Genomic DNA, 19,869 nt, shown 5'->3' with positions numbered 1-19,869 from the left:
AAGGCGCGCGATTTTATCAGGCTTGACGGTCAGCGGCCATCCTCAGGCCGACGGCAGGGGGCATATCGGCCGAAAAAAAACGCCAGGGCCTCCCGTGGATGACATCCTGCTCGCCTGCACAAGTTGTCGTCATTAACCGTCTATCGTTACCACAGTGCGAAAACTTACCCAGGGCGTGTGAATGTTTTACGTCGGGCGATGGTCACAGCCTTGCTCGTTCGTGTTCACGCGGTCTGTTCCAGCCGCTTTTGTCCTCAGGAATCTTCCATGGGTTTTTGTAAATTCTTTTTTGTGGGCTGCTTGTCAGTGGTCGGCCTGGCCAGCCAGGTAAGCCAGGCTGAAACCGTCAAAGGCCTTTATCAAGTGCGCGAGCCGGTCAGCGGCCAGTCACCGCAAGAGCGTGACGAAGCGACACAGCGGGCGCTCGATACGCTGGTCTTGCGCCTGACCGGCGATCCCAAGGCGCCACAGAATCCGGGGCTGGCGGCGATTCGCAAAGACCCGCAGCAAATCATCAGCCAGTACGGCTTCGAGGCCGGCCCGCCGGAAGTGTTGAAAGTCGACTTTGACCCTGGCACCACCGACCAGGCCTTGCGCCGGGCCGGGCTGGCAATGTGGGGTGCCAATCGGCCGTCGATATTGGGCTGGTGGTTGAACGACTACACCGAGGGTGCAAGCCTGGTGGGCGATGGCCAGGCCGGTGCGACACCCTTGCGCCGCGCCGCGCAGCACCGTGGTTTGCCCCTGCGTCTGCCATTGGCGGACCTGAACGAACAAATCGTCGCCACCGCGCCGAATCTGGAAAGTGCTGATCCGTCGGCCCTGCGCAGCGCATCCCAGCGTTACAATGCCGACGCCCTGCTGGCGGTGCATGCCCGGGAAGAGGGTGGCCAGTGGCAGGCCAAGTGGCAGTTGTGGCTGGGTGACCAGAAAGAGGCCGGCAGTGCCCAGGGAGCCGATCAGGCTGCTTTGGCAGACGCGGTGATGCTGGCGGTGAACCAGCGACTGGCGCCGCGATTCGTCGCCAAGCCAGGGGCCTCGTCCGCGCAGCTGCTGGAAGTCCAAGGTATGAACCTGGAGCGTTATGCGACCCTTGGGCGCTTGCTGGAGCCTTTCGGCGGACGCCCGCAAAGTGTCGACGGCGACCGGATTCTTTATCGGGTCAATGGCAGTACCGATCAATTGCGCGCGCAGTTGTCGCTGGCCAGGTTGCAGGAGGTCGCGGCGGAGCCGGTGCCGGCGCCAGCGGCACCCGTTCAGCCTGTAGCTGGCGGTTCGGCCCCTGCAGTCGCGCCTGCGCCTGCACCGACGCCGCAATTGCGTTTCCGCTGGTAGGATTTTCTTTCTTATATAGAAGCAATGGAGTGGTTCATGGCCGATACGCGGCGTTGGTTCTGGTTGGGTGGAGTGATTCTGCTCTGCGCGTTTGTCTGGCTGTTGCACCCGATCCTCACGCCGTTCCTGGTGGCGTTGTTGTTGGCCTATCTGTTTGACCCTTTGGTGGATCGGCTGGAAAAAGCCGGCCTGTCACGGACCTGGGGGGTGATTGCGGTATTTGCCCTGTTCACCCTGATCTTCACCACGCTGTTGCTGGTGTTGGTGCCGATGCTCGCCAAGCAACTGTTTCGCTTGTATGAGCTGGCGCCGCAGATGCTTGATTGGCTGCAGCACACGGCATTGCCTTGGGCGCAGTCGAAGTTTGGCTTGTCGGAGGGCTTCTGGAAGTTCGACAAGCTCAAGGCGGCGATCAGCGAGCACATGGGCCAGACCACCGACATCGTCGGCGTGGTGCTGAGCCAGGCGACCGCCTCGGGCTTGGCGTTGATTGGCTGGCTGGCCAATCTGGTGCTGATTCCGGTGGTGAGTTTCTACCTGCTGCGCGACTGGGACCTGATGGTGGCCAAAGTCCGCAGTCTGTTGCCGCGCGATCGCGAAGAGCAGGCGGTGTCACTGGCCGGAGAGTGCCATGAAGTGCTCGGCGCCTTCGTCCGCGGGCAATTGCTGGTGATGGTCGCCTTGGGCGTGATCTATGCTGCGGGCTTGATGCTGGTGGGTCTGGAGTTGGGCCTGTTGATCGGCATGATTGCCGGGCTGGCGGCGATCGTGCCGTACATGGGCTTCATCATTGGCATTGGCGCGGCGCTGATTGCCGGCCTGTTCCAGTTTGGCGGCGAGTTGTATCCGATGATGGGCATCGTCGCGGTGTTCATGGTCGGTCAGGCGCTGGAGGGCATGGTGCTGACGCCATTGCTGGTGGGCGACCGCATCGGACTGCACCCGGTGGCGGTGATCTTCGCGATTCTGGCCGGCGGCGAGCTGTTCGGGTTTACGGGTGTATTGCTGGCGTTGCCCGTGGCGGCGGTGATCATGGTGCTGCTGCGTCATGTGCATGATTTGTATAAGGATTCTGGTATGTACAGTGGTGTTGACGATCCCGAGCTTTAGAGGGGGCCACGGGCAGCCCGATTCGACCCCGGCCGGCTGCCCGCAGCGCCAAAGAATCTGTCATAAAACCGGTGCGCTAACGCAAACCTTTGATTTTGCTTGTGGTCTGTCGCATTGTGCGGTCGGCCCCACGGGTATAAACTTCGCAAACTTTACACAGAGGCCACTAACGGTTCCTTTGGAACTGTTCAGTCAGCATGAAACCGATTCAGCTGCCCCTAGGTGTGCGTCTGCGTGACGACGCCACCTTCATCAACTACTACCCAGGCGCCAATGCCGCTGCACTCGGCTATGTCGAACGTCTGTGCGAAGCCGACGCCGGCTGGACCGAAAGCCTGATTTACCTGTGGGGCAAGCACGGGGTAGGGCGCACGCATCTGTTGCAGGCCGCGTGCCTGCGTTTCGAACAGATGGGCGAACCGGCGGTTTACCTGCCGCTGGCCGAGTTGATGGATCGTGGCATCGAAATTCTCGACAACCTCGAGCAATACGAACTGGTCTGTCTGGATGACCTGCAGGCGGTGGCCGGCAAGGCTGACTGGGAGGAGGCGTTGTTCCACCTGTTCAACCGGCTGCGTGACAGTGGTCGGCGCCTGCTGATCGCCGCATCGACTTCGCCGCGCGAGCTGCCGGTAAAACTGGCCGACCTCAAGTCGCGCCTGACCCTGGCGCTGATATTCCAGATGCGCCCACTCTCTGACGAAGACAAATTGCGCGCCCTGCAACTGCGAGCGTCACGTCGCGGCCTGCACCTGACCGACGAAGTCGGGCACTTTATCCTCACCCGCGGTACACGCAGCATGAGCGCGCTGTTCGAACTGCTTGAGCAACTCGACCAGGCCTCTCTTCAAGCTCAGCGCAAGCTGACCATCCCGTTTCTCAAAGAGACGCTGGGCTGGTAGCCAACCCTGGTAAATTCGAGGCTTGCGTCGATTTTCGGCATATTTTGGGCGCCAGAAAATCCGCTTTCCTGCGGTGTGCAGGTTGCGTAAGTGTCTAGAATGGGCTTTAGCGCTTAGATGTTATCGAGAAACCAAGAAGTCACAAAAAGTTCGATTGAATTTGCAAATGAGGATGATAGCGGGCATAGTCTCGGCTTCTTGACACTAATCAGCCACGGTCGTGCCCATGCTAAATCGCTTTGCACCCCTCGTGCCCCTCGCACTCGTTACCCTGTTGTTCGGTTGCGCTGCCCACACGCCAGTGTCCGAGCAAGCGCAACAACAGCAGGTTAAAAATTCCGTTACCGCCCAGTCTTCCGCGCTTTATCAGCAAGCGCTTGAACAGGAAGAAGCGGCCACCGAGAAAGAACTGGCCAGCTTCGCCAACGGCAAGGCGTACCAGCTTCCGGTTCTGGCCGACAGCATCCTCGAACGCGGCATGTCCCTGATCGGTACCCGTTACCGTTTCGGCGGTACCTCTGAAGCCGGCTTCGATTGCAGCGGTTTCATCGGTTATCTGTTCCGTGAAGAAGCGGGCATGAACCTGCCACGCTCCACTCGCGAAATGATCAACGTGGATGCACCGCTGGTCTCGCGCAGCAAACTTGAGCCAGGTGACCTGCTGTTCTTCGCCACCAATGGTCGCCGCGGTCGCGTCAGTCACGCCGGTATCTACCTGGGTGACAACCAGTTCATCCACTCCAGCAGCCGCCGTAGCGGTGGTGTGCGCATCGACAGCCTGGGCGACAGCTACTGGAGCAAGACCTTCATCGAAGCCAAGCGTGCACTCGCCATGGCGCCTGCAGCGGCTCCAATCGTAACCGCTCGCAAGTAAGCGTACTTTTCGTAAGGCGAACTTAAAGTCTTACTTGAAGTTTGCCATATAAGCGCTAAAATTCTGATCCATGAATGATGGCAAACCGCCTGCGTACTCCGCAGGCGGTTTTCTTTTCTGCACTCGCGCAGAAAAAGCCGCAGCCTGATCAGGATGCTCTGCTATGACGATGTCGGCCCGCCTCACAATCATGCTGTTCGCAGCGCTGCTCAGTGCTTGCGCCAGCCGAACGCCGCCACCTGCGCCGGTGGTTCGCGCACCCATCGTGTTCGGTCCCTCCCAGGCTTTTTCTCCGGAAGCGGAAGATGTGCTGTTTCGCGCGTTGGGGCTGGTCGGCACGCCTTATCGCTGGGGCGGCAATACGCCGGACTCCGGATTCGACTGCAGTGGGCTGATTGGCTACGTTTACCGGGATGTAGCCGGTATTTCCCTGCCGCGCACCACGCGCGAAATGATTTCCATGCAGGCGGCCAGCGTTGGCAAGGAAGGCCTGCAAACCGGTGACCTGATCTTCTTCGCCACCAATGGCGGTTCCCAGGTCAGCCATGCCGGTATCTACGTCGGTGAAGGGCGTTTCGTCCACGCACCGGCTACCGGTGGCACGGTCAAGCTCGACAGCTTGTCCAAGGCTTATTGGCAGAGAGCCTACCTGAGTGCCAAGCGCGTTTTGCAACCCGAGCATCTGGCGCGCAATCCGTAACCGCCAGGGGGTATTGTCATGACAGCCCGCACGCTCAACCTCGACGATTCGCTGTATCAATACCTGCTTGATGTTTCCTTGCGCGAAACGCCAGTACTCAAGCGCTTGCGTGACGAAACCCAGGCGCTGCCCATGGCCCGCTGGCAAGTGGCGCCGGAACAGGGGCAGTTTCTCGCCTTGCTGGTAAAACTCACCGGCGCCCGACGCGTTTTGGAAGTCGGCACGTTTACAGGCTACAGCGCCCTGTGCATGGCGGCGGCCTTGCCGGATGACGGTTTGCTGATCTGCTGTGACATTCCCGGCGACTACAACGCCACCGCGCGCCGCTATTGGCAGGAGGCTGGTGTATCCGGGCGAATCGATCTGCGTTTGGCTCCCGCACTGGAAACCCTTGGCAAGCTGGATGAGCCAGGCCAGTTCGACCTGGTGTTCATCGATGCCGACAAGGCCAATTACCCGGTCTATCTGGAGCATGCGCTACGGCTGTTGCGTATCGGCGGCCTGGCGGTGTTCGATAACACGCTGTGGAGTGGTCGGGTGCTTGAGAAAAACCCCGAGAGCGAGGATACCCGCGCGATCCAGGCGCTCAATCGCGCCTTGAAGGATGACGCGCGGGTGGATCTGTCGCTGTTGCCGTTGGGAGATGGGCTTACCCTTTGCCGTAAGCGCTGATCTCTCGCGGTTGTACCCGATCCAAACTGTAGGAGCTGGCTTGCCGGCGATGGCGGCCCGACAACCAACCAATCACGCCCGGATGTACCCGATCCACTGTAGGAGCTGGCTTGCCAGCGATGGCGGCCTAGCAGCCAACCTGGATTTTGTTGACCGCGTACATATCCATTCCTGCGGTAACGGCCTCTAATGGTTTCGCCCTTACGGCGAGTCACTTGGAAAAGCCCCAAGTAACCAAGGGCTCTTGCCCCTGGCGTTCGGTGCCTCGCTAAGGCTCGGCATGCCCTCGCTCCGGTCCTGCTCCGTGGGTCGCCGCGATGGGCCATCCATGGCCCAGCGCGGCTAAACCGGCATCCATGCCGGTTTACCCACTGCGCAGAACCTCCACTCGGCCTCTCGAGGGGGCAAGAAAATCAAAAGCCATATCAAGATCAAACGCGAAAGCGAGGCGGCCTGACAGCCGACCTGATTGCAGGTTTGTCCGCTATCCCATTGTGGGAGCGAGCCTGCTCGCGATGGACTTCCAGGCAACGCGTTCATCCAGGCAGGGCGCGTTATCGTTGACGTCCATCGCCAGCAGGCTGGCTCCCACAGGGGATTGGAGGTATCTGCAAAAGTCAGGTCGGCTGTCAGGCCGCCTCGCTTTGGTTTTTGATCTGGGTGCCCCGTTAACCACGATGGCCCATCGCGGCGACCCACGGAGCAATGCCGGAGAGAGGGCATGCCGAGCCCTAGCGAGGCACCAAGTGGGTGAGTCATACCGGCAAAGCCTTTTGCTTACTTTTCGGCGTTTGAAAAAGTGAGTCGCCGTAAGGGCGAAACCATAAGTAGCCGTTACCGCAGTAACGGATATGTACTCAGAAAACAATCTCCCACAACAAGCTTCGATGCGGCATGGATCAACGTTGGTAGAGGCTCCGATGGAGGTCGTCACAGGTTGACGGACAGGCTCAGGGTGTGAGGGGGCAAGAAAATCAAGATCAAAAGCCCCGCAAACGCAAACGCAAACGCAAAAGTAAAAGCCGACCGGTCGGCCTGTTTTTCAAGTGCGGGTTATGGCGCGGCCGACACCCGCCACACCTTGTTCCCCACATCATCGGCCACCAGCAGATCCCCTTGCTGATCAATCACCACACCCACCGGCCGGCCCATGGCTTTTTCCTCGTCATTGAGAAAACCGGTGAGCACATCCACCGGCTGCCCGCTTGGTTTACCGCCGCTAAAAGGCACGAAAATCACTTTGTATCCGCTGTGCGGCTTGCGGTTCCAGGAGCCATGCTGGCCGATGAAAGCGCCTTCCTTGAACGGCGGCGGTAACGTGTTGCCTTCGGCAAACGTCAGGCCCAGTGAGGCCGTGTGCGGGCCGACCGCGTAGTCCGGGGCAATCGCCTTGGCCACCAGGTCAGGGTTTTGCGGCTCGACGCGCACATCGACGTGCTGGCCGTAATAGCTGAATGGCCAGCCATAGAAGGCGCCATCTTTCACCGAGGTAATGTAGTCCGGCACCAGGTCGCTGCCGATTTCGTCGCGCTCATTGACCGCTGTCCACAGTGCGCCACTATTTGGCTCCCAGGCCATGCCGTTAGGGTTGCGCAGGCCCGAGGCGAAGATCCGGTGGTTGCCGGTGGCACGATCCACTTCCCAGATTGCCGCGCGGCCTTGCTCCTGGTCCAGGCCGTTTTCGCCGACGTTGCTGTTGGAGCCTACCGTGACGTACAGCTTGCTGCCGTCCTTGCTGGCGATGACATTCTTGGTCCAGTGGTGATTCAGCGTGCCCCCCGGCAGGTCGACGACTTTGATCGGTTGTGACTTGATGGCCGTGTCACCGTTTTCATAGCGAAAGCGCAACAGCCGGTCGGTGTCGGCGACGTACAGGTCATTGCCGACCAGGGTCATGCCAAAGGGCGAGTTGAGGTTTTCCAGGAACACCGTGCGGGTTTCGGCGACGCCATCGTGGTCGCTGTCGCGCAGCAGCGTGATGCGGTTTGGGCTCGGTACGGCGGCACCGGCGCGCCCCATGACTTTCTTGGTGATCCAGCCCTTGATGCCTTTGTTGTCATCGGGCTTGGGCGGGGCGTTGGTTTCGGCGACCAGCACGTCGCCATTGGGCAGCACGTAAAGCCAGCGCGGATGATCGAGGTTCTCGGCAAATGCGCCGACCTGAGTGCCGCTGGCCGCCACGGGTTTTGCGCCATCCGCCCAGCCGATGGCCGGGGCGATGTTCATTGTCGGGAACAGCGTCTTGTTGGGTTCCGGGAGCCGGGGTGACGGCCCTGTGCCGTCGGTGACTTGCAAGCGGGCGGATTCGCCACAGGCGGCGAGCCCTCCCGCTAACACAACAACGAAAAGCAGCTCAGACGTACGCATTACTGACCTTCCCTATGAATGCAGTGACTTAATTCATAGAGAAGCGCGGCAGCCCGATGGTTCAACCTCAGCCGCGAGCTTCCTTGAGCAGCACAGCGATGCCGGGGTGATAGTGACCGGTTTCGTTGCGTAATTTGCGATAGGCATAGGGGAAATACCAGGCCACGGCGCAGCTGTGCTCCTTTTGCAGGTCATCGACCGTGTCCTGGAGTTCTTCGGGGGTAGCGCCTTGCTGGCTCTTGTGCGGTGCGACGAACAGGCAGCCGATTTTCAGGTCGCTGGCGTAGCTGATTTTCTTCGCATCGCTGGTGATATCCAGCAGGGCCTGGGTCAGGTTCAGGCTATTGAGCCTGGGCCAGCGTTGCGTGGTCTGCAGCCAGGCGCGGGCTTCGGGCGTGGCGATAAACAGATCGGCGCGGCCGTTGCGTTCGCCTTCTTCGATCTGTTTGCGGGTGGGCGATTGTTGCAGCGTAATCATCTCGGCCATCCAGGCGGCGGCGGAAAACAGGCCGAGGTTGGCCTTTTCGTCGAGCCAGTAGGGCGTCTCGTTGTCGCCGCGCACGGCGTTATAGCGATCTATACAGTCGAACCAGCGTTCCAGGGCTGGGCGCAGGAATTCCAGATTTGGATTGCTGATGATGATGCCTTGCATGGGGTTCACCCTTGTTATTGTGCCGTGGCTTATGGCTATTTGATATCACTGCTGGGCGTGTGGCACAAGATTGACGTCACTTTATTGGTGGGTGGCAGTTATTCGCGACAGCGCCGCGTCTTCAATTGACGCTCCACCCCCAACCCTCTAACCTTCGCCGCTTGTTTCAGGTGCTCTGTGGCTTTGGGTCGACAGAGTGAAACAGGGAAGCCGGTGAGTTGAGCGCTTCAGTCGATGAAGCCCTGCGATCCCGGCGCTGCCCCCGCAACGGTAAATGAGTGAAAACTGCGTCTGGAGCCACTGTGTCGATCGTTGATGCGGGAAGGCGCGCAGTCCGGCATCACGCCGCTCATGAGCCCGGAGACCGGCCTGATCCATCCAAGCGGCATCACGGTGGGCGATGCCAGGCTTCTTGCCGTCTATTCTTGTGCCTGCCCGCCGTTAATCCTGCCTCAACGGAGAGCTCCCCATGTCTGATACCCCTGATCGTGACGAACGTCATCTGGCGCGCATGCTGCGCAAAAAGGCCGTGATCGACGAACGCATCGCCAATTCCCCGAACGAATGCGGCCTGCTGCTGGTGCTGACCGGCAACGGCAAAGGCAAGAGCAGCTCGGCGTTCGGCATGCTTGCCCGTGCCATGGGGCATGGCATGCAGTGCGGTGTGGTGCAGTTCATCAAGGGGCGCAACAGCACCGGTGAAGAGCTGTTCTTCCGGCGTTTCCCCGAGCAGGTGCGTTTTCATGTGATGGGCGAGGGCTTCACCTGGGAGACCCAGGATCGCCAGCGCGACATCGCGGCGGCCGAAGCGGCCTGGGCGGTATCGCAGCAATTGTTGCGCGATCCATCGATCGGCCTGGTGGTGCTGGACGAACTGAACATCGCCCTCAAGCACGGCTACCTCGATCTCGATCAGGTGCTCAGCGATCTGCAGGCGCGCCCGCCCATGCAGCATGTGGTGGTCACCGGTCGTGGCGCCAAGCCGGAAATGGTCGAGCTGGCGGACACCGTCACCGAAATGGGCATGATCAAGCACGCCTTCCAGGCCGGTATCAAAGCGCAAAAAGGCGTCGAGCTGTGAATCAATCTCGTCATTGCCCGGCGGTATTGATTGCCGCACCGGCCTCCGGCCAGGGCAAGACCACCGTGACCGCCGCGTTGGCCCGATTGCATCGCAACCAGGGCCGCAAGGTGCGGGTGTTCAAGTGTGGCCCGGATTTTCTCGACCCGATGATCCTCGAGCGTGCCAGCGGTGCGCCGGTGTATCAACTGGATATGTGGATGGTCGGCGAGCAGGAAAGCCGTCGCCTGCTGTGGGAGGCCGCCGCTGAGGCTGACCTGATCCTGATCGAAGGCGTCATGGGGCTGTTCGACGGTACGCCGTCCAGTGCCGACCTGGCGCGGCATTTTGGCGTGCCGGTGCTCGGTGTGATCGACGGCACCGCCATGGCCCAGACCTTTGGCGCCCTGGCCCTGGGCCTGGCGCGCTATCAGCCGGACTTGCCGTTTGCCGGCGTGCTGGCCAACCGCGTAGGCACTCTGCGCCATGCGCAACTGCTCGAAGGCAGCCTGACCGAAGGCCTGCGCTGGTACGGTGCCTTGTCCCGGGAGACCGGCATCGAATTGCCCAGTCGCCACCTTGGCCTGGTGCAGGCCAGCGAGTTGAATGACCTGGACGTGCGCCTCGATGCGGCGGCGGATGCCCTGGCCAGCAGCTGTGAAGTCGCGCTGCCACCAGCGGTGGAGTTCGCCGCGCCGGATGTGATCGCGGCCGAACCGTTATTGGCTGGTGTGCGTATCGCCGTGGCCCGTGACGAAGCCTTTGCCTTTACCTACGGGGCCAGCCTGGATGTGTTGCGGGCGATGGGTGCCGAGTTGCTATTTTTCTCGCCGATCCGTGACGCGGGTTTGCCCGAGGCGGACAGCCTGTACCTGCCGGGCGGCTATCCGGAGTTGCACCATGTGGCGCTGTCGCAGAATACCGCGATGTTGGCGGCGATCCGCGCGCACCACGCGGCGGGCAAACCCTTGCTGGCGGAATGTGGCGGGATGCTTTACCTGCTCGATTCGCTGACCGATGTCGAGGGTACGCGTGCGGAACTGGTCGGCTTGTTGAAGGGCGATGCGGTGATGCAGAAGCGCCTCGCTGCATTGGCCTTGCAAGCGGTGGAGCTGCCGGAAGGTTCGCTGCGTGGACACACCTACCATCACTCCTTGACCACCACCGAACTGGCACCGATTGCCCGGGGCTTGAGTCCTAACGGCGGGCGTGGCGCTGAAGCTGTTTATCGTGAGGGGCGGATGACGGCCTCTTACGTGCATTTTTATTTTCCGTCCAATCCGCAAGCGGTTGCCGCGTTGTTTGCGCCAGACCTTGAGGCCGCCTTCGCTGGCAAGCCAGCTCCTACAGTTGATCACCTAACCCCGGTAGGCGCTGGCTTGTCGGGGCGCCGCATCGCAGCGAAGAGGCCATGACTGACAACACCTTCAGCCAGGCCGAACGCGATGCGGTCTACCGCGCCATCGCCGAGCGTCGCGACATGCGCCACTTCGCCGGCGGCACGGTCGAGCCCGAGTTGCTGCGGCGCCTGCTCGAAGCCGCGCATCAGGCCCCAAGTGTCGGCCTGATGCAGCCCTGGCGCTTCATCCGCATCAGCGACCGTGCCTTGCGCAGCCAGATCCAGGTCCTGGTGGAGCAGGAACGCGTGCGCACCGCCGAGGCCCTCGGTGAGCGCACCGACGAATTCATGCAACTCAAGGTCGAGGGCATCAACGATTGCGCGGAGGTGCTGGTCGCCGCGCTGATGGACGATCGCGAACGGCATATCTTCGGTCGTCGTACCCTGCCGGAGATGGACCTGGCCTCGTTGTCCTGCGCGATCCAGAACCTCTGGCTGGCGTCCCGTGCCGAAGGGTTGGGCATGGGCTGGGTCTCGCTGTTCGAACCGCAAGCCCTGGCGGACCTGCTGGGTCTGCCGACGGGTGCCAAGCCCTTGGCAATTCTCTGCCTGGGCCCGGTCAAGGCGTTTTATCCGGCACCGATGCTGGCACTCGAAGGCTGGGCGCAGGCGCGTCCGCTGAGTGAGCTGTTGTATGAAAATTATTGGGGAGTGAGTCAATGAGTGTGGCGTTGTTGAGTGTCGCCGCAGTGGCGCTGGATGCGCTGCTGGGTGAACCCAAACGCTGGCATCCGCTGGTGGCGTTCGGTCGATTTGCCCAGCGCATCGAGCAACGTTTCAATGGCGGCGGTCGCGGCTGGCGCAGCCATGGGGTCACCGCTTGGGTGATCGCCGTCCTGCCGCTGACCCTGTTGGCCACGGCATTTTCCTGGGCGCCCTACGTCGGCTGGGTCGTCGAGATCCTCGCCCTCTATTGCGCCTTGGGCATGCGCAGCCTTGGCGAACATGTAGAGCCTGTGGCCAAGGCCTTGCGCAGCAATAATCTTGAAGAAGCGCGCCAACGGGTGAGTTATCTGGTCAGCCGCAAAACCAGTGATCTGGATGAAACCGCCGTCGCCCGTGCCGCCACCGAATCGGTGCTGGAAAATGGCAGCGACGCAGTGTTTGCCGCGTTGTTCTGGTTCGCCGTGGCCGGGGCGCCGGGCGTGGTGCTCTATCGTTTGAGCAACACCCTGGACGCCATGTGGGGTTATCGCAACGAACGCTTCGAGCGGTTCGGCTGGGCGGCGGCGAAGATCGACGACGTGCTCAACTACATTCCTGCGCGCCTGGTGGCGTTGACCTATGCGCTGCTGGGCAAGACTCGCCTGGCGTTGAAATGCTGGCGCACCCAGGGGCCGACTTGGGACAGCCCGAATGCCGGCCCGGTGATGGCGGCGGGTGCTGGTGCGTTGGGCGTCGAGTTGGGCGGGCCAGCGATTTATCACGGTGAATTGCATCAGCGGCCTCAGTTGGGCGAGGGCGTGCCGGCCGATGCCGACGCCATCGACCGCGGCTGGCAACTGGTCCAGCGCGGGGTATGGTTGTGGCTGCTGATTATGTGTGTGGGGGCTGAATTTTATGCTTGAGCACGGCGGACGACTGCGCAAGGCGGCGCACGATTACGGCATTGACGAAGCCGATTGGCTCGACCTGTCCAGCGGCCTGGCGCCCTGGCCATTTCCCGTGCCGGACATTCCGCTGCGCGCCTGGGCGCGATTGCCGGAAACCGATGACGGCCTGGAGCAGGCGGCCTGCGACTATTACGGCACCCTGCAGGCATTGCCGGTGGCCGGCTCGCAGATGGCCATCCAGTTGCTGCCGCGCCTGCGCCGGGCGGGCAAGGTCGGCGTGCTGTCGCCCTGTTATGCCGAGCATGCCGAGGCGTGGCGGCGCAACGGATACATTGTGCGCGAGGTGCTGGAGCAGGAAGTCGACTTCTTCGTCGATAGCCTCGACGTGCTGGTGGTGGTCAACCCGAACAACCCGACGGGGCTGAACCTGACGCCCGCGCGTCTGCTCGACTGGCATTCGCGCCTCGCTCCGCGCGGTGGCTGGCTGGTGGTGGATGAGGCCTTCATGGACAACACGCCGCACCTGAGCGTGGCGCCGTTTGCCCATCAGGTCGGTCTGATCGTGCTGCGCTCCTTTGGCAAGTTTTTCGGCCTGGCCGGGGTGCGCCTGGGGTTTGTCCTGGCGGAGCGCAGGCTGCTCAAGTTGCTCGCCGAGCAGGTCGGGCCCTGGGCGGTCAGCGGGCCGACCCGTGTGCTGGGCCAGGCGTGCCTGCGCGACACCGAAGGGCACACGCGCCAGCGGGTGCGCGCCGAAGAGGCCAGCGCGCGGCTGGCCACTCTGTTGACTCAATACGGCTTCGAACCCCAGGGCGGTTGCGCCTTGTTCCAGTGGCTGATCACCGAGCGCGCCGAGCTGTTGCACGACTTCATGGCCCGGCGCGGCATTCTGCTGCGCCTGTTCATCCACAACAGCAGCCTGCGTTTCGGCCTGCCTGGCGATGAAGCCGACTGGGCACGCCTCGAATCGGCGCTGGACGCCTTCGCCAAGGAACACCCATGACCACGCTGATGGTGCAAGGCACCACCTCCGACGCCGGTAAAAGCACCCTGGTGACGGCCCTGTGCCGCTGGGCGACACGCCAGGGTGTCAGCGTGGTGCCGTTCAAGCCGCAGAACATGGCGCTCAACAGCGCGGTGACCGCCGACGGTGGCGAAATCGGCCGGGCCCAGGCTGTGCAAGCCCAGGCTGCCTTTCTCGAGCCCCACACCGACATGAACCCGGTGCTGCTCAAGCCCAACAGCGATACCGGCGCCCAGGTGATCATCCATGGACGTGCGGTCACGACCATGAACGCCGTGGCCTATCACGACTACAAGGCGATCGCCATGCAGGCGGTGCTGGCCTCCCATGAGCGCTTGAGTGCGGCGTATCCGCTGGTGATGGTCGAAGGCGCGGGCTCGCCGGCCGAGATCAATCTGCGCGCGGGCGACATCGCCAACATGGGTTTTGCCGAAGCGGTGGATTGCCCGGTGGTACTGATCGCCGACATCAATCGCGGGGGTGTTTTCGCCCATCTGGTGGGCACCCTGGAACTGCTGTCACCGAGCGAACAGGCGCGGGTCAAAGGTTTCATCATCAACCGTTTTCGCGGCGACATCGCGCTGCTGCAACCCGGTCTCGACTGGCTTGAGGCACGCACCGGCAAACCGGTGATCGGCGTGCTGCCGTACGTGATGGACTTGCACCTGGAGGCCGAGGACGGCATCGACCAGCGCCAGGCCGACAAGGCCGGGCACGTGTTGAAAGTGGTGGTGCCGGTACTGCCGCGCATCAGCAACCACACCGATTTCGATCCGCTGCGCCTGCACCCGCAAGTGGACCTGCAATTCATCGGCCCCGGCCAGGCGATTCCGCCAGCCGACCTGATCATCCTGCCGGGCTCGAAAAGCGTGCGCAGCGACCTTGCGTACCTGCGCGCCAACGCCTGGGATACCGCGATCTCCCGGCATTTGCGCTACGGTGGAAAAGTCCTGGGCATTTGCGGTGGCCTGCAAATGCTCGGCGAGCAAGTGCATGATCCGCTGGGCCTTGAAGGCGCGCCGGGTTCGAGTGCGGGGCTGGGGTTGCTGGCGTTTGAAACGCAGTTGGAAGAAGAGAAGCAGCTGCGCAATGTACGCGGGCGCCTGGCGCTGGAGAATGCTGAAGTCAGCGGTTATGAAATCCACGCTGGCGTCACCACCGGCCCGGCCCTGGAAAACGCTGCCGTGCAGCTGGACGATGGCCGCTGCGATGGCGCGCAGAGTGTTGACGGACAGATTATCGGCACCTACCTGCATGGCCTGTTCGAGTCTGCGGCGGCGTGCAGTGCGCTGTTGCGTTGGGCGGGACTGCAGGATGTGCAGGACGTGGATTACCACGGGTTGCGTGAACGGGATATCGAGCGGTTGGCGGATCTGGTGGAGAAGCATCTGGATACCGGGCTGCTGCGTGAGCTCTGCGGGATTTGAGTTGGCAGTTGACCGCGTTCCATTGTGGGAGCGAGCCTGCTCGCGAAGACTGCAGTGGCCTCACTGCACATTTACAGGAATGAACCATGCTCCAACTGATCCTCGGCGGCGCCCGCTCCGGCAAGAGTCGCCTGGCTGAAAAACTGGCAACCGACAGTCGGCTCCAGGTGACCTACATCGCCACCAGCCAACCCCTGGACGGCGAAATGAATGAGCGCGTGGCCCATCATCGCGCCCGCCGTCCGGCCGAATGGGCGCTGATCGAAGAGCCGCTGGAACTGGCCCGCGTCCTGCGTGAAACCGCCAGCGCTGAGCGCTGCCTGCTGGTGGACTGCCTGACGCTGTGGCTGACCAACCTGCTGATGCTTGACGATGCCGAACGCCTGAACGCCGAGCGCGAAGCCTTGCTCGAATGCCTGGCGTCGTTGCCGGGTGAAATCATTTTTGTCAGCAACGAGACCGGAATGGGTGTCGTGCCCCTGGGCGAATTGACTCGCCGCTATGTCGATGAAGCCGGTTGGCTGCATCAAGCCCTGGCCGAGCGTTGTCAGCGCGTCATCCTGACCGTCGCCGGCCTGCCCCTGACTTTGAAAGGAACTGCGTTATGAACCCCTCCTGGTGGCTGAACCCGTGCCGACCGATCGACGCCCAGGCTGTCGAACAGGCGCAAGCCCGTCAACAGCAACTGACCAAACCGGCTGGTTCCCTCGGCCAGCTTGAGACGGTGGCGGTGCAACTGGCCGGGCTGCAGGGGCAGGTCAAGCCGACTCTGGAGCGATTGTGGATCGCGATTTTTGCCGGTGACCATGGTGTAGTGGCCGAGGGTGTGTCGGCCTATCCACAGGAAGTCACCGGACAGATGCTGCAAAACTTCGTCAGCGGCGGTGCGGCGATCAGCGTATTGGCGCGGCAGTTGGGCGCCTCCCTGGAGGTGGTCGATCTTGGCACCATCACGCCGTCATTGAACCTGGCGGGTGTGCGTCACTTGAACATCGGTCCGGGTACGGCGAATTTCGCCCAGGCTCCGGCGATGACCGTGGCTCAGGGTGAGCGTGCCTTGCAGGCCGGCCGCGACAGCGTGCAGCGGGCCGTCGCCATGGGCGCGCAACTGTTCATCGGTGGCGAAATGGGCATCGGCAACACCACGGCGGCCAGCGCCCTGGCCTGTGCCTTGCTTGATTGTCCGGTGGTGCACCTGGCCGGGCCGGGGACGGGGCTGGATGCGTCGGGGGTCAGTCATAAAGCCCGAGTGATCGAACGCGCGCTGGCCTTGCACGGCGCTCAGCGTGGCGATGCGCTGCAAACCCTGTTCAATCTCGGTGGTTTTGAGGTTGCGGCACTGGTCGGCGCCTACCTGGCATGCGCCCAGCAAGGCATCGCGGTATTGGTGGACGGGTTCATTTGCAGCGTCGCGGCGTTGGTGGCGGTGCGCTTGAATCCATCGTGCCGCCCATGGCTGTTGTTCGGTCATCGCGGGGCTGAGCCGGGGCATCGCCATGTGCTGGAAACCCTGAATGCCGAGCCCTTGCTGGACCTCGGCTTGCGCTTGGGCGAGGGCAGTGGCGCGGCGTTGGCGGTGCCATTGCTGCGTCTGGCCTGTGACCTGCACGGGCAGATGGCGACGTTCGCCGAGGCAGCGGTGGCGGACCGTCCGGCATGATCTTGCACCTGGACCTGTTGCGCCACGGTGAAACCGAACTCGGCGGCGGCTTGCGTGGCAGCCTCGACGACGCGCTGACGGACAAGGGCTGGGCGCAGATGCGCGCGGCGGTGGCGGAGCAGGGACCTTGGGATCGCCTGGTCAGTTCGCCGTTGCAGCGTTGTGCCCGGTTCGCCGAAGAGCTGGCGGTGCAATCGGGGCTGCCGATCGAGCTGGACAGCAACCTGCAAGAACTGCACTTCGGTGCCTGGGAAGGGCAGAGCGCTGCGGCGCTGATGGAGACCGACGCCGAGGATCTGGGTTTGTTCTGGGCTGATCCTTATGCCTTCACTCCACCGGAAGGCGAGCCGCTCACGGACTTTTCCGCGCGGGTGCTGGCGGCAGTGGCGCGTTTGCAGGCGGCGTACGCCGGGGAACGTGTGCTGCTGATCAGTCATGGTGGGGTCATGCGATTGTTGCTGGCCCATGCCCGCGGTTTGCCGAGGGAGCAACTGCTCAATGTTGAAGTGGCGCATGGGGCGCTGTTCTCGCTGGCGGTCGAGCCCGATGGCGTATTAAGGGAAGTGCGCTGAACATGTTGCCATTCTGGATCGCCCTGCAATTCCTGAGCAGCCTGCCGATTCGCTTGCCGGGCATGCCGACGCCTGAAGAACTGGGGCGCTCGCTGCTGTTTTATCCGCTGGTGGGTTTGCTGTTCGGCGCGATGCTGTGGGTGTTGAACTGGCTGTTGCTGGGTACGCCATTGTTGCTTCACGCGGCAGTGTTGCTGGCGGTGTGGGTGCTGCTCAGCGGCGCGCTGCACCTGGACGGCCTGGCCGATAGCGCTGATGCCTGGCTTGGCGGATTCGGTGATCGTGAGCGCACGTTGACGATCATGAAGGATCCACGCAGCGGGCCGATTGCAGTGGTCACACTGGTGTTGGTGATGCTGTTGAAATTTGCCGCCCTGGTTGCGCTGATCGAGCAACAGCAGGCGCTGGCCCTGATCATTGTTCCCTTGATCAGCCGCAGCGCGTTACTGGGATTGTTCCTCACCACGCCTTACGTACGTCCCGGCGGTTTGGGGCAGGCCCTGGCCGATCATCTTCCGCGCCTGGCGGGCAAGCAGGTGTTGGCGGCAAGCAGCCTGTTGTGTGTGCTGATCGCCGGCCTCGACGGTGTTTGGGCGTTGCTGCTGGCGGCATTGATTTTTGTCTGGCTGAGGCAGGTGATGCGGCGTCGATTGGGTGGCACGACGGGGGACACGGCGGGGGCGTTGCTGGAATTGCTGGAAGTTGCGATGCTCGCAGGACTTGCACTCATCTAACCACGGGTATATACACGCATCATGCTCGACTCCCAATGTTTATGTATCAACCTGCGTCGCGCCGCCCGTGGCGTCAGCAGGCATTACGACGGCGCTCTCGATGGCTTCGGAATCAACGTTGCCCAGTATTCTTTGCTGTGCAATCTGCAGCGCCTGGACCAACCGAGTATTTCCACCCTGGCCGAGGCCATGGGGCTGGATCGCAGTACCCTGGGACGCAATTTGCGGGTGCTGGAAGGTGAAGGCCTGGTGATGCTGGTCGAGGGCGAGGACATGCGCAATCGCATCGTCCAGCTGACCGAAGCGGGCGCCGAGCGCCTCAAAGCCGCTTTGCCAGCCTGGGAGGCAGCGCAACAGCGATTGATCGATCGCCTGGGGGCCGAAAAACGCGAAACGTTACTCAAATTGCTGGACGAACTGGCATGAGGCCGGTTCGCTCGATCATAAGCGGGTATATACCCGCGACTGGAGAACAAGAATGACATCGATGTGGCGTACGTGCGGTTGGGTGTTGGTGGGCAGTGCGCTGATCCTGGCGTTGTCCCTGGGAGTGCGGCACGGTTTCGGGCTGTTCCTGGCACCGATGAGCGCCGAGTTCGGCTGGGGGCGTGAGGTCTTTGCCTTTGCCATCGCTCTGCAGAACCTGATCTGGGGCCTGGCGCAACCGTTCACCGGTGCCTTGGCCGACCGTTTTGGCGCGGCGAAAGTGGTGCTGGTCGGCGGTGTCCTGTACGCGGCAGGCCTAGTGTGCATGGGGCTTTCCGACTCGCCGGGGACCTTGTCCCTGAGCGCCGGCCTGCTGATCGGGATCGGCCTGTCCGGCACCTCCTTCTCGGTGATCCTCGGCGTGGTCGGGCGCGCGGTGCCGCCGGAAAAACGCAGCATGGGCATGGGCATCGCCAGCGCCGCCGGTTCGTTCGGCCAGTTCGCGATGCTGCCGGGCACGCTGGGGTTGATCGGCTGGCTCGGCTGGTCCGCGGCATTGCTGGCGCTGGGCGTGCTGGTGGCGCTGATCGTGCCGCTGGTGGGCATGCTCAAGGACAAGCCGCTGCCGGTACTCGGCCACGAACAAACCCTCTCTGAAGCGCTGAAAGAGGCCTGTTCCCATTCGGGATTCTGGCTGCTGGCGTTCGGTTTTTTTGTCTGTGGGTTCCAGGTGGTGTTCATTGGCGTGCACCTGCCGGCCTACCTGGTGGATCAGCATTTGCCGGCGACAGTCGGCACCACCGTGCTGGCGCTGATCGGCCTGTTCAACATCTTCGGCACCTATACCGCCGGCTGGCTCGGCGGGCGCATGTCCAAGCCGCGCTTGCTCACTGCCCTGTACTTGTTGCGCGCAGTGGTGATCGCGCTGTTCCTGTGGGCGCCAGTGACCACCACCAGCGCTTACCTGTTCGGGATGGCCATGGGATTGCTGTGGTTGTCGACCGTGCCCTTGACCAACGGCACCGTGGCCACCTTGTTCGGTGTACGAAACTTGTCCATGCTCGGTGGGATAGTGTTCCTGTTTCACCAGCTCGGGTCGTTTCTCGGTGGCTGGCTGGGCGGGGTGGTGTATGACCGGACGGGGAGCTACGATTTGATCTGGCAGGTGGCGATTCTCTTGAGCCTGATGGCTGCAGCCCTGAACTGGCCCGTGCGTGAGCGGCCGGTGGCGCGCCTGCAAACCCAGATGAGTGCGACATGAACAGCCTGTGGCCACGGATCATGGTGGCTGCCGTCTGCGCCTTGCTGCTGGCGCTGGCATGGTGGGGCTGGCATCAGGGCGGGTTGGCGCTGATGCAGCTGGGCCTGGGGGCATGCTAAAGGCTTGCAGGCGGGAAGTGAGGGC

At 62.4% G+C, this 19,869-nt stretch carries 21 protein-coding genes and 1 riboswitch; of the genes, 19 read left to right on the top strand and 2 right to left on the bottom strand.

Annotated elements, in window-relative coordinates:
• Positions 1-267 precede the first annotated feature (267 nt).
• The 6 genes from BKX96_RS12260 (at position 268) to BKX96_RS12235 (ending at position 5,593) form a co-directional block, all read left to right on the top strand.
• Positions 268-1,335 carry a DUF2066 domain-containing protein gene (locus BKX96_RS12260; RefSeq protein WP_077184034.1) on the top strand — a complete coding sequence of 356 codons (1,068 nt, stop codon included), beginning with the start codon at positions 268-270 and terminating at the stop codon, positions 1,333-1,335.
• A gap of 36 nt (positions 1,336-1,371) precedes the next feature.
• The gene (locus BKX96_RS12255; RefSeq protein WP_046819393.1) at positions 1,372-2,445 is read left to right on the top strand and encodes an AI-2E family transporter; all 1,074 of its coding nucleotides are present in this window, start codon (positions 1,372-1,374) and stop codon (positions 2,443-2,445) included.
• A gap of 197 nt (positions 2,446-2,642) precedes the next feature.
• A complete protein-coding gene (gene hda / locus BKX96_RS12250) occupies positions 2,643-3,347 on the top strand; it encodes a DnaA regulatory inactivator Hda (protein WP_008063324.1) in 705 nt (234 codons plus the stop codon).
• A 226-nt stretch (positions 3,348-3,573) separates the two neighbouring features.
• Positions 3,574-4,221, top strand: coding sequence for a C40 family peptidase (locus BKX96_RS12245; RefSeq protein ID WP_046819394.1), 648 nt, complete (start codon positions 3,574-3,576; stop codon positions 4,219-4,221).
• Positions 4,222-4,384: 163 nt separating this feature from the next.
• On the top strand, positions 4,385-4,921 hold the full coding sequence (locus BKX96_RS12240; RefSeq protein ID WP_046819395.1) for a C40 family peptidase: 537 nt from the start codon (positions 4,385-4,387) through the stop codon (positions 4,919-4,921).
• An 18-nt stretch (positions 4,922-4,939) separates the two neighbouring features.
• Positions 4,940-5,593 (top strand): O-methyltransferase, encoded by a 654-nt coding sequence (locus tag BKX96_RS12235; RefSeq protein ID WP_046819396.1) that lies wholly within the window; start codon positions 4,940-4,942, stop codon positions 5,591-5,593.
• Between the two features lie 1,053 nt (positions 5,594-6,646).
• On the opposite strand, the gene BKX96_RS12230 is transcribed toward BKX96_RS12235, so the two are convergent.
• Positions 6,647-7,960, bottom strand: coding sequence for a PQQ-dependent sugar dehydrogenase (locus BKX96_RS12230; RefSeq protein ID WP_046819397.1), 1,314 nt, complete (start codon positions 7,958-7,960; stop codon positions 6,647-6,649).
• 67 nt (positions 7,961-8,027) lie between these two features.
• Positions 8,028-8,612, bottom strand: a complete 585-nt coding sequence (locus BKX96_RS12225; protein ID WP_046819398.1) for a hypothetical protein — start codon at positions 8,610-8,612, stop codon at positions 8,028-8,030.
• A 151-nt stretch (positions 8,613-8,763) separates the two neighbouring features.
• Positions 8,764-8,999, top strand: a riboswitch (cobalamin riboswitch).
• Between the two features lie 82 nt (positions 9,000-9,081).
• Here BKX96_RS12225 and cobO point away from each other — a divergent pair.
• From cobO to BKX96_RS33215, 13 genes are all read left to right on the top strand, one after another.
• Complete coding sequence (gene cobO / locus BKX96_RS12220; RefSeq protein WP_008065287.1) at positions 9,082-9,693, top strand: cob(I)yrinic acid a,c-diamide adenosyltransferase; 612 nt, start codon at positions 9,082-9,084, stop codon at positions 9,691-9,693.
• Positions 9,690-11,087 carry a cobyrinic acid a,c-diamide synthase CobB gene (locus tag BKX96_RS12215; RefSeq protein ID WP_077184033.1) on the top strand — a complete coding sequence of 466 codons (1,398 nt, stop codon included), beginning with the start codon at positions 9,690-9,692 and terminating at the stop codon, positions 11,085-11,087. Before cobO ends, BKX96_RS12215 begins: the two co-directional genes overlap by 4 nt.
• Positions 11,084-11,734 (top strand): 5,6-dimethylbenzimidazole synthase, encoded by a 651-nt coding sequence (bluB, locus tag BKX96_RS12210; protein ID WP_077184032.1) that lies wholly within the window; start codon positions 11,084-11,086, stop codon positions 11,732-11,734. The genes BKX96_RS12215 and bluB overlap by 4 nt, the downstream gene beginning before the upstream one ends.
• Positions 11,731-12,639, top strand: coding sequence for an adenosylcobinamide-phosphate synthase CbiB (gene cbiB, locus BKX96_RS12205; RefSeq protein WP_077184030.1), 909 nt, complete (start codon positions 11,731-11,733; stop codon positions 12,637-12,639). Before bluB ends, cbiB begins: the two co-directional genes overlap by 4 nt.
• The gene (gene cobD, locus BKX96_RS12200) at positions 12,632-13,624 is read left to right on the top strand and encodes a threonine-phosphate decarboxylase CobD (RefSeq protein WP_046819402.1); all 993 of its coding nucleotides are present in this window, start codon (positions 12,632-12,634) and stop codon (positions 13,622-13,624) included. The genes cbiB and cobD overlap by 8 nt, the downstream gene beginning before the upstream one ends.
• Positions 13,621-15,072 (top strand): cobyric acid synthase, encoded by a 1,452-nt coding sequence (locus BKX96_RS12195; RefSeq protein WP_077184029.1) that lies wholly within the window; start codon positions 13,621-13,623, stop codon positions 15,070-15,072. Before cobD ends, BKX96_RS12195 begins: the two co-directional genes overlap by 4 nt.
• 86 nt (positions 15,073-15,158) lie before the next feature.
• A complete protein-coding gene (gene cobU / locus BKX96_RS12190; RefSeq protein ID WP_046819404.1) occupies positions 15,159-15,680 on the top strand; it encodes a bifunctional adenosylcobinamide kinase/adenosylcobinamide-phosphate guanylyltransferase in 522 nt (173 codons plus the stop codon).
• On the top strand, positions 15,677-16,732 hold the full coding sequence (gene cobT, locus BKX96_RS12185) for a nicotinate-nucleotide--dimethylbenzimidazole phosphoribosyltransferase (protein WP_077184028.1): 1,056 nt from the start codon (positions 15,677-15,679) through the stop codon (positions 16,730-16,732). The genes cobU and cobT overlap by 4 nt, the downstream gene beginning before the upstream one ends.
• On the top strand, positions 16,729-17,304 hold the full coding sequence (gene cobC / locus BKX96_RS12180; protein ID WP_077184027.1) for an alpha-ribazole phosphatase family protein: 576 nt from the start codon (positions 16,729-16,731) through the stop codon (positions 17,302-17,304). Before cobT ends, cobC begins: the two co-directional genes overlap by 4 nt.
• A 2-nt stretch (positions 17,305-17,306) precedes the next feature.
• Positions 17,307-18,038 carry an adenosylcobinamide-GDP ribazoletransferase gene (locus BKX96_RS12175; protein WP_077184026.1) on the top strand — a complete coding sequence of 244 codons (732 nt, stop codon included), beginning with the start codon at positions 17,307-17,309 and terminating at the stop codon, positions 18,036-18,038.
• A 21-nt stretch (positions 18,039-18,059) separates the two neighbouring features.
• Positions 18,060-18,464 carry a MarR family winged helix-turn-helix transcriptional regulator gene (locus BKX96_RS12170; protein ID WP_046819408.1) on the top strand — a complete coding sequence of 135 codons (405 nt, stop codon included), beginning with the start codon at positions 18,060-18,062 and terminating at the stop codon, positions 18,462-18,464.
• Positions 18,465-18,516: 52 nt separating this feature from the next.
• Positions 18,517-19,725: an MFS transporter gene (locus BKX96_RS12165; RefSeq protein WP_046819409.1), complete on the top strand. Its 1,209-nt coding sequence runs from the start codon at positions 18,517-18,519 to the stop codon at positions 19,723-19,725.
• Entirely contained in the window at positions 19,722-19,844 is a 123-nt protein-coding gene (locus tag BKX96_RS33215) for a hypothetical protein (RefSeq protein ID WP_256721527.1), read from the top strand. Before BKX96_RS12165 ends, BKX96_RS33215 begins: the two co-directional genes overlap by 4 nt.
• The last annotated feature ends 25 nt before the right edge of the window (positions 19,845-19,869 follow it).

This window comes from Pseudomonas putida (assembly GCF_001976065.1).
Lineage (GTDB): Bacteria > Pseudomonadota > Gammaproteobacteria > Pseudomonadales > Pseudomonadaceae > Aquipseudomonas > Aquipseudomonas serbica.
This window is presented reverse-complemented; position numbering and strand designations above follow the sequence as displayed.

Bases quoted from the DNA above. Each gene is read 5' to 3' on its own strand.
- BKX96_RS12260 (WP_077184034.1), top strand. From the start codon at position 268: ATGGGTTTTTGTAAATTCTTTTTTGTGGGCTGCTTGTCAGTGGTCGGC.
- BKX96_RS12255 (WP_046819393.1), top strand. From the start codon at position 1,372: ATGGCCGATACGCGGCGTTGGTTCTGGTTGGGTGGAGTGATTCTGCTC.
- hda (WP_008063324.1), top strand. From the start codon at position 2,643: ATGAAACCGATTCAGCTGCCCCTAGGTGTGCGTCTGCGTGACGACGCC.
- BKX96_RS12245 (WP_046819394.1), top strand. From the start codon at position 3,574: ATGCTAAATCGCTTTGCACCCCTCGTGCCCCTCGCACTCGTTACCCTG.
- BKX96_RS12240 (WP_046819395.1), top strand. From the start codon at position 4,385: ATGACGATGTCGGCCCGCCTCACAATCATGCTGTTCGCAGCGCTGCTC.
- BKX96_RS12235 (WP_046819396.1), top strand. From the start codon at position 4,940: ATGACAGCCCGCACGCTCAACCTCGACGATTCGCTGTATCAATACCTG.
- BKX96_RS12230 (WP_046819397.1), bottom strand. From the start codon at position 7,960: ATGCGTACGTCTGAGCTGCTTTTCGTTGTTGTGTTAGCGGGAGGGCTC.
- BKX96_RS12225 (WP_046819398.1), bottom strand. From the start codon at position 8,612: ATGCAAGGCATCATCATCAGCAATCCAAATCTGGAATTCCTGCGCCCA.
- cobO (WP_008065287.1), top strand. From the start codon at position 9,082: ATGTCTGATACCCCTGATCGTGACGAACGTCATCTGGCGCGCATGCTG.
- bluB (WP_077184032.1), top strand. From the start codon at position 11,084: ATGACTGACAACACCTTCAGCCAGGCCGAACGCGATGCGGTCTACCGC.
- cbiB (WP_077184030.1), top strand. From the start codon at position 11,731: ATGAGTGTGGCGTTGTTGAGTGTCGCCGCAGTGGCGCTGGATGCGCTG.
- cobD (WP_046819402.1), top strand. From the start codon at position 12,632: ATGCTTGAGCACGGCGGACGACTGCGCAAGGCGGCGCACGATTACGGC.
- BKX96_RS12195 (WP_077184029.1), top strand. From the start codon at position 13,621: ATGACCACGCTGATGGTGCAAGGCACCACCTCCGACGCCGGTAAAAGC.
- cobU (WP_046819404.1), top strand. From the start codon at position 15,159: ATGCTCCAACTGATCCTCGGCGGCGCCCGCTCCGGCAAGAGTCGCCTG.
- cobT (WP_077184028.1), top strand. From the start codon at position 15,677: ATGAACCCCTCCTGGTGGCTGAACCCGTGCCGACCGATCGACGCCCAG.
- cobC (WP_077184027.1), top strand. From the start codon at position 16,729: ATGATCTTGCACCTGGACCTGTTGCGCCACGGTGAAACCGAACTCGGC.
- BKX96_RS12175 (WP_077184026.1), top strand. From the start codon at position 17,307: ATGTTGCCATTCTGGATCGCCCTGCAATTCCTGAGCAGCCTGCCGATT.
- BKX96_RS12170 (WP_046819408.1), top strand. From the start codon at position 18,060: ATGCTCGACTCCCAATGTTTATGTATCAACCTGCGTCGCGCCGCCCGT.
- BKX96_RS12165 (WP_046819409.1), top strand. From the start codon at position 18,517: ATGACATCGATGTGGCGTACGTGCGGTTGGGTGTTGGTGGGCAGTGCG.
- BKX96_RS33215 (WP_256721527.1), top strand. From the start codon at position 19,722: ATGAACAGCCTGTGGCCACGGATCATGGTGGCTGCCGTCTGCGCCTTG.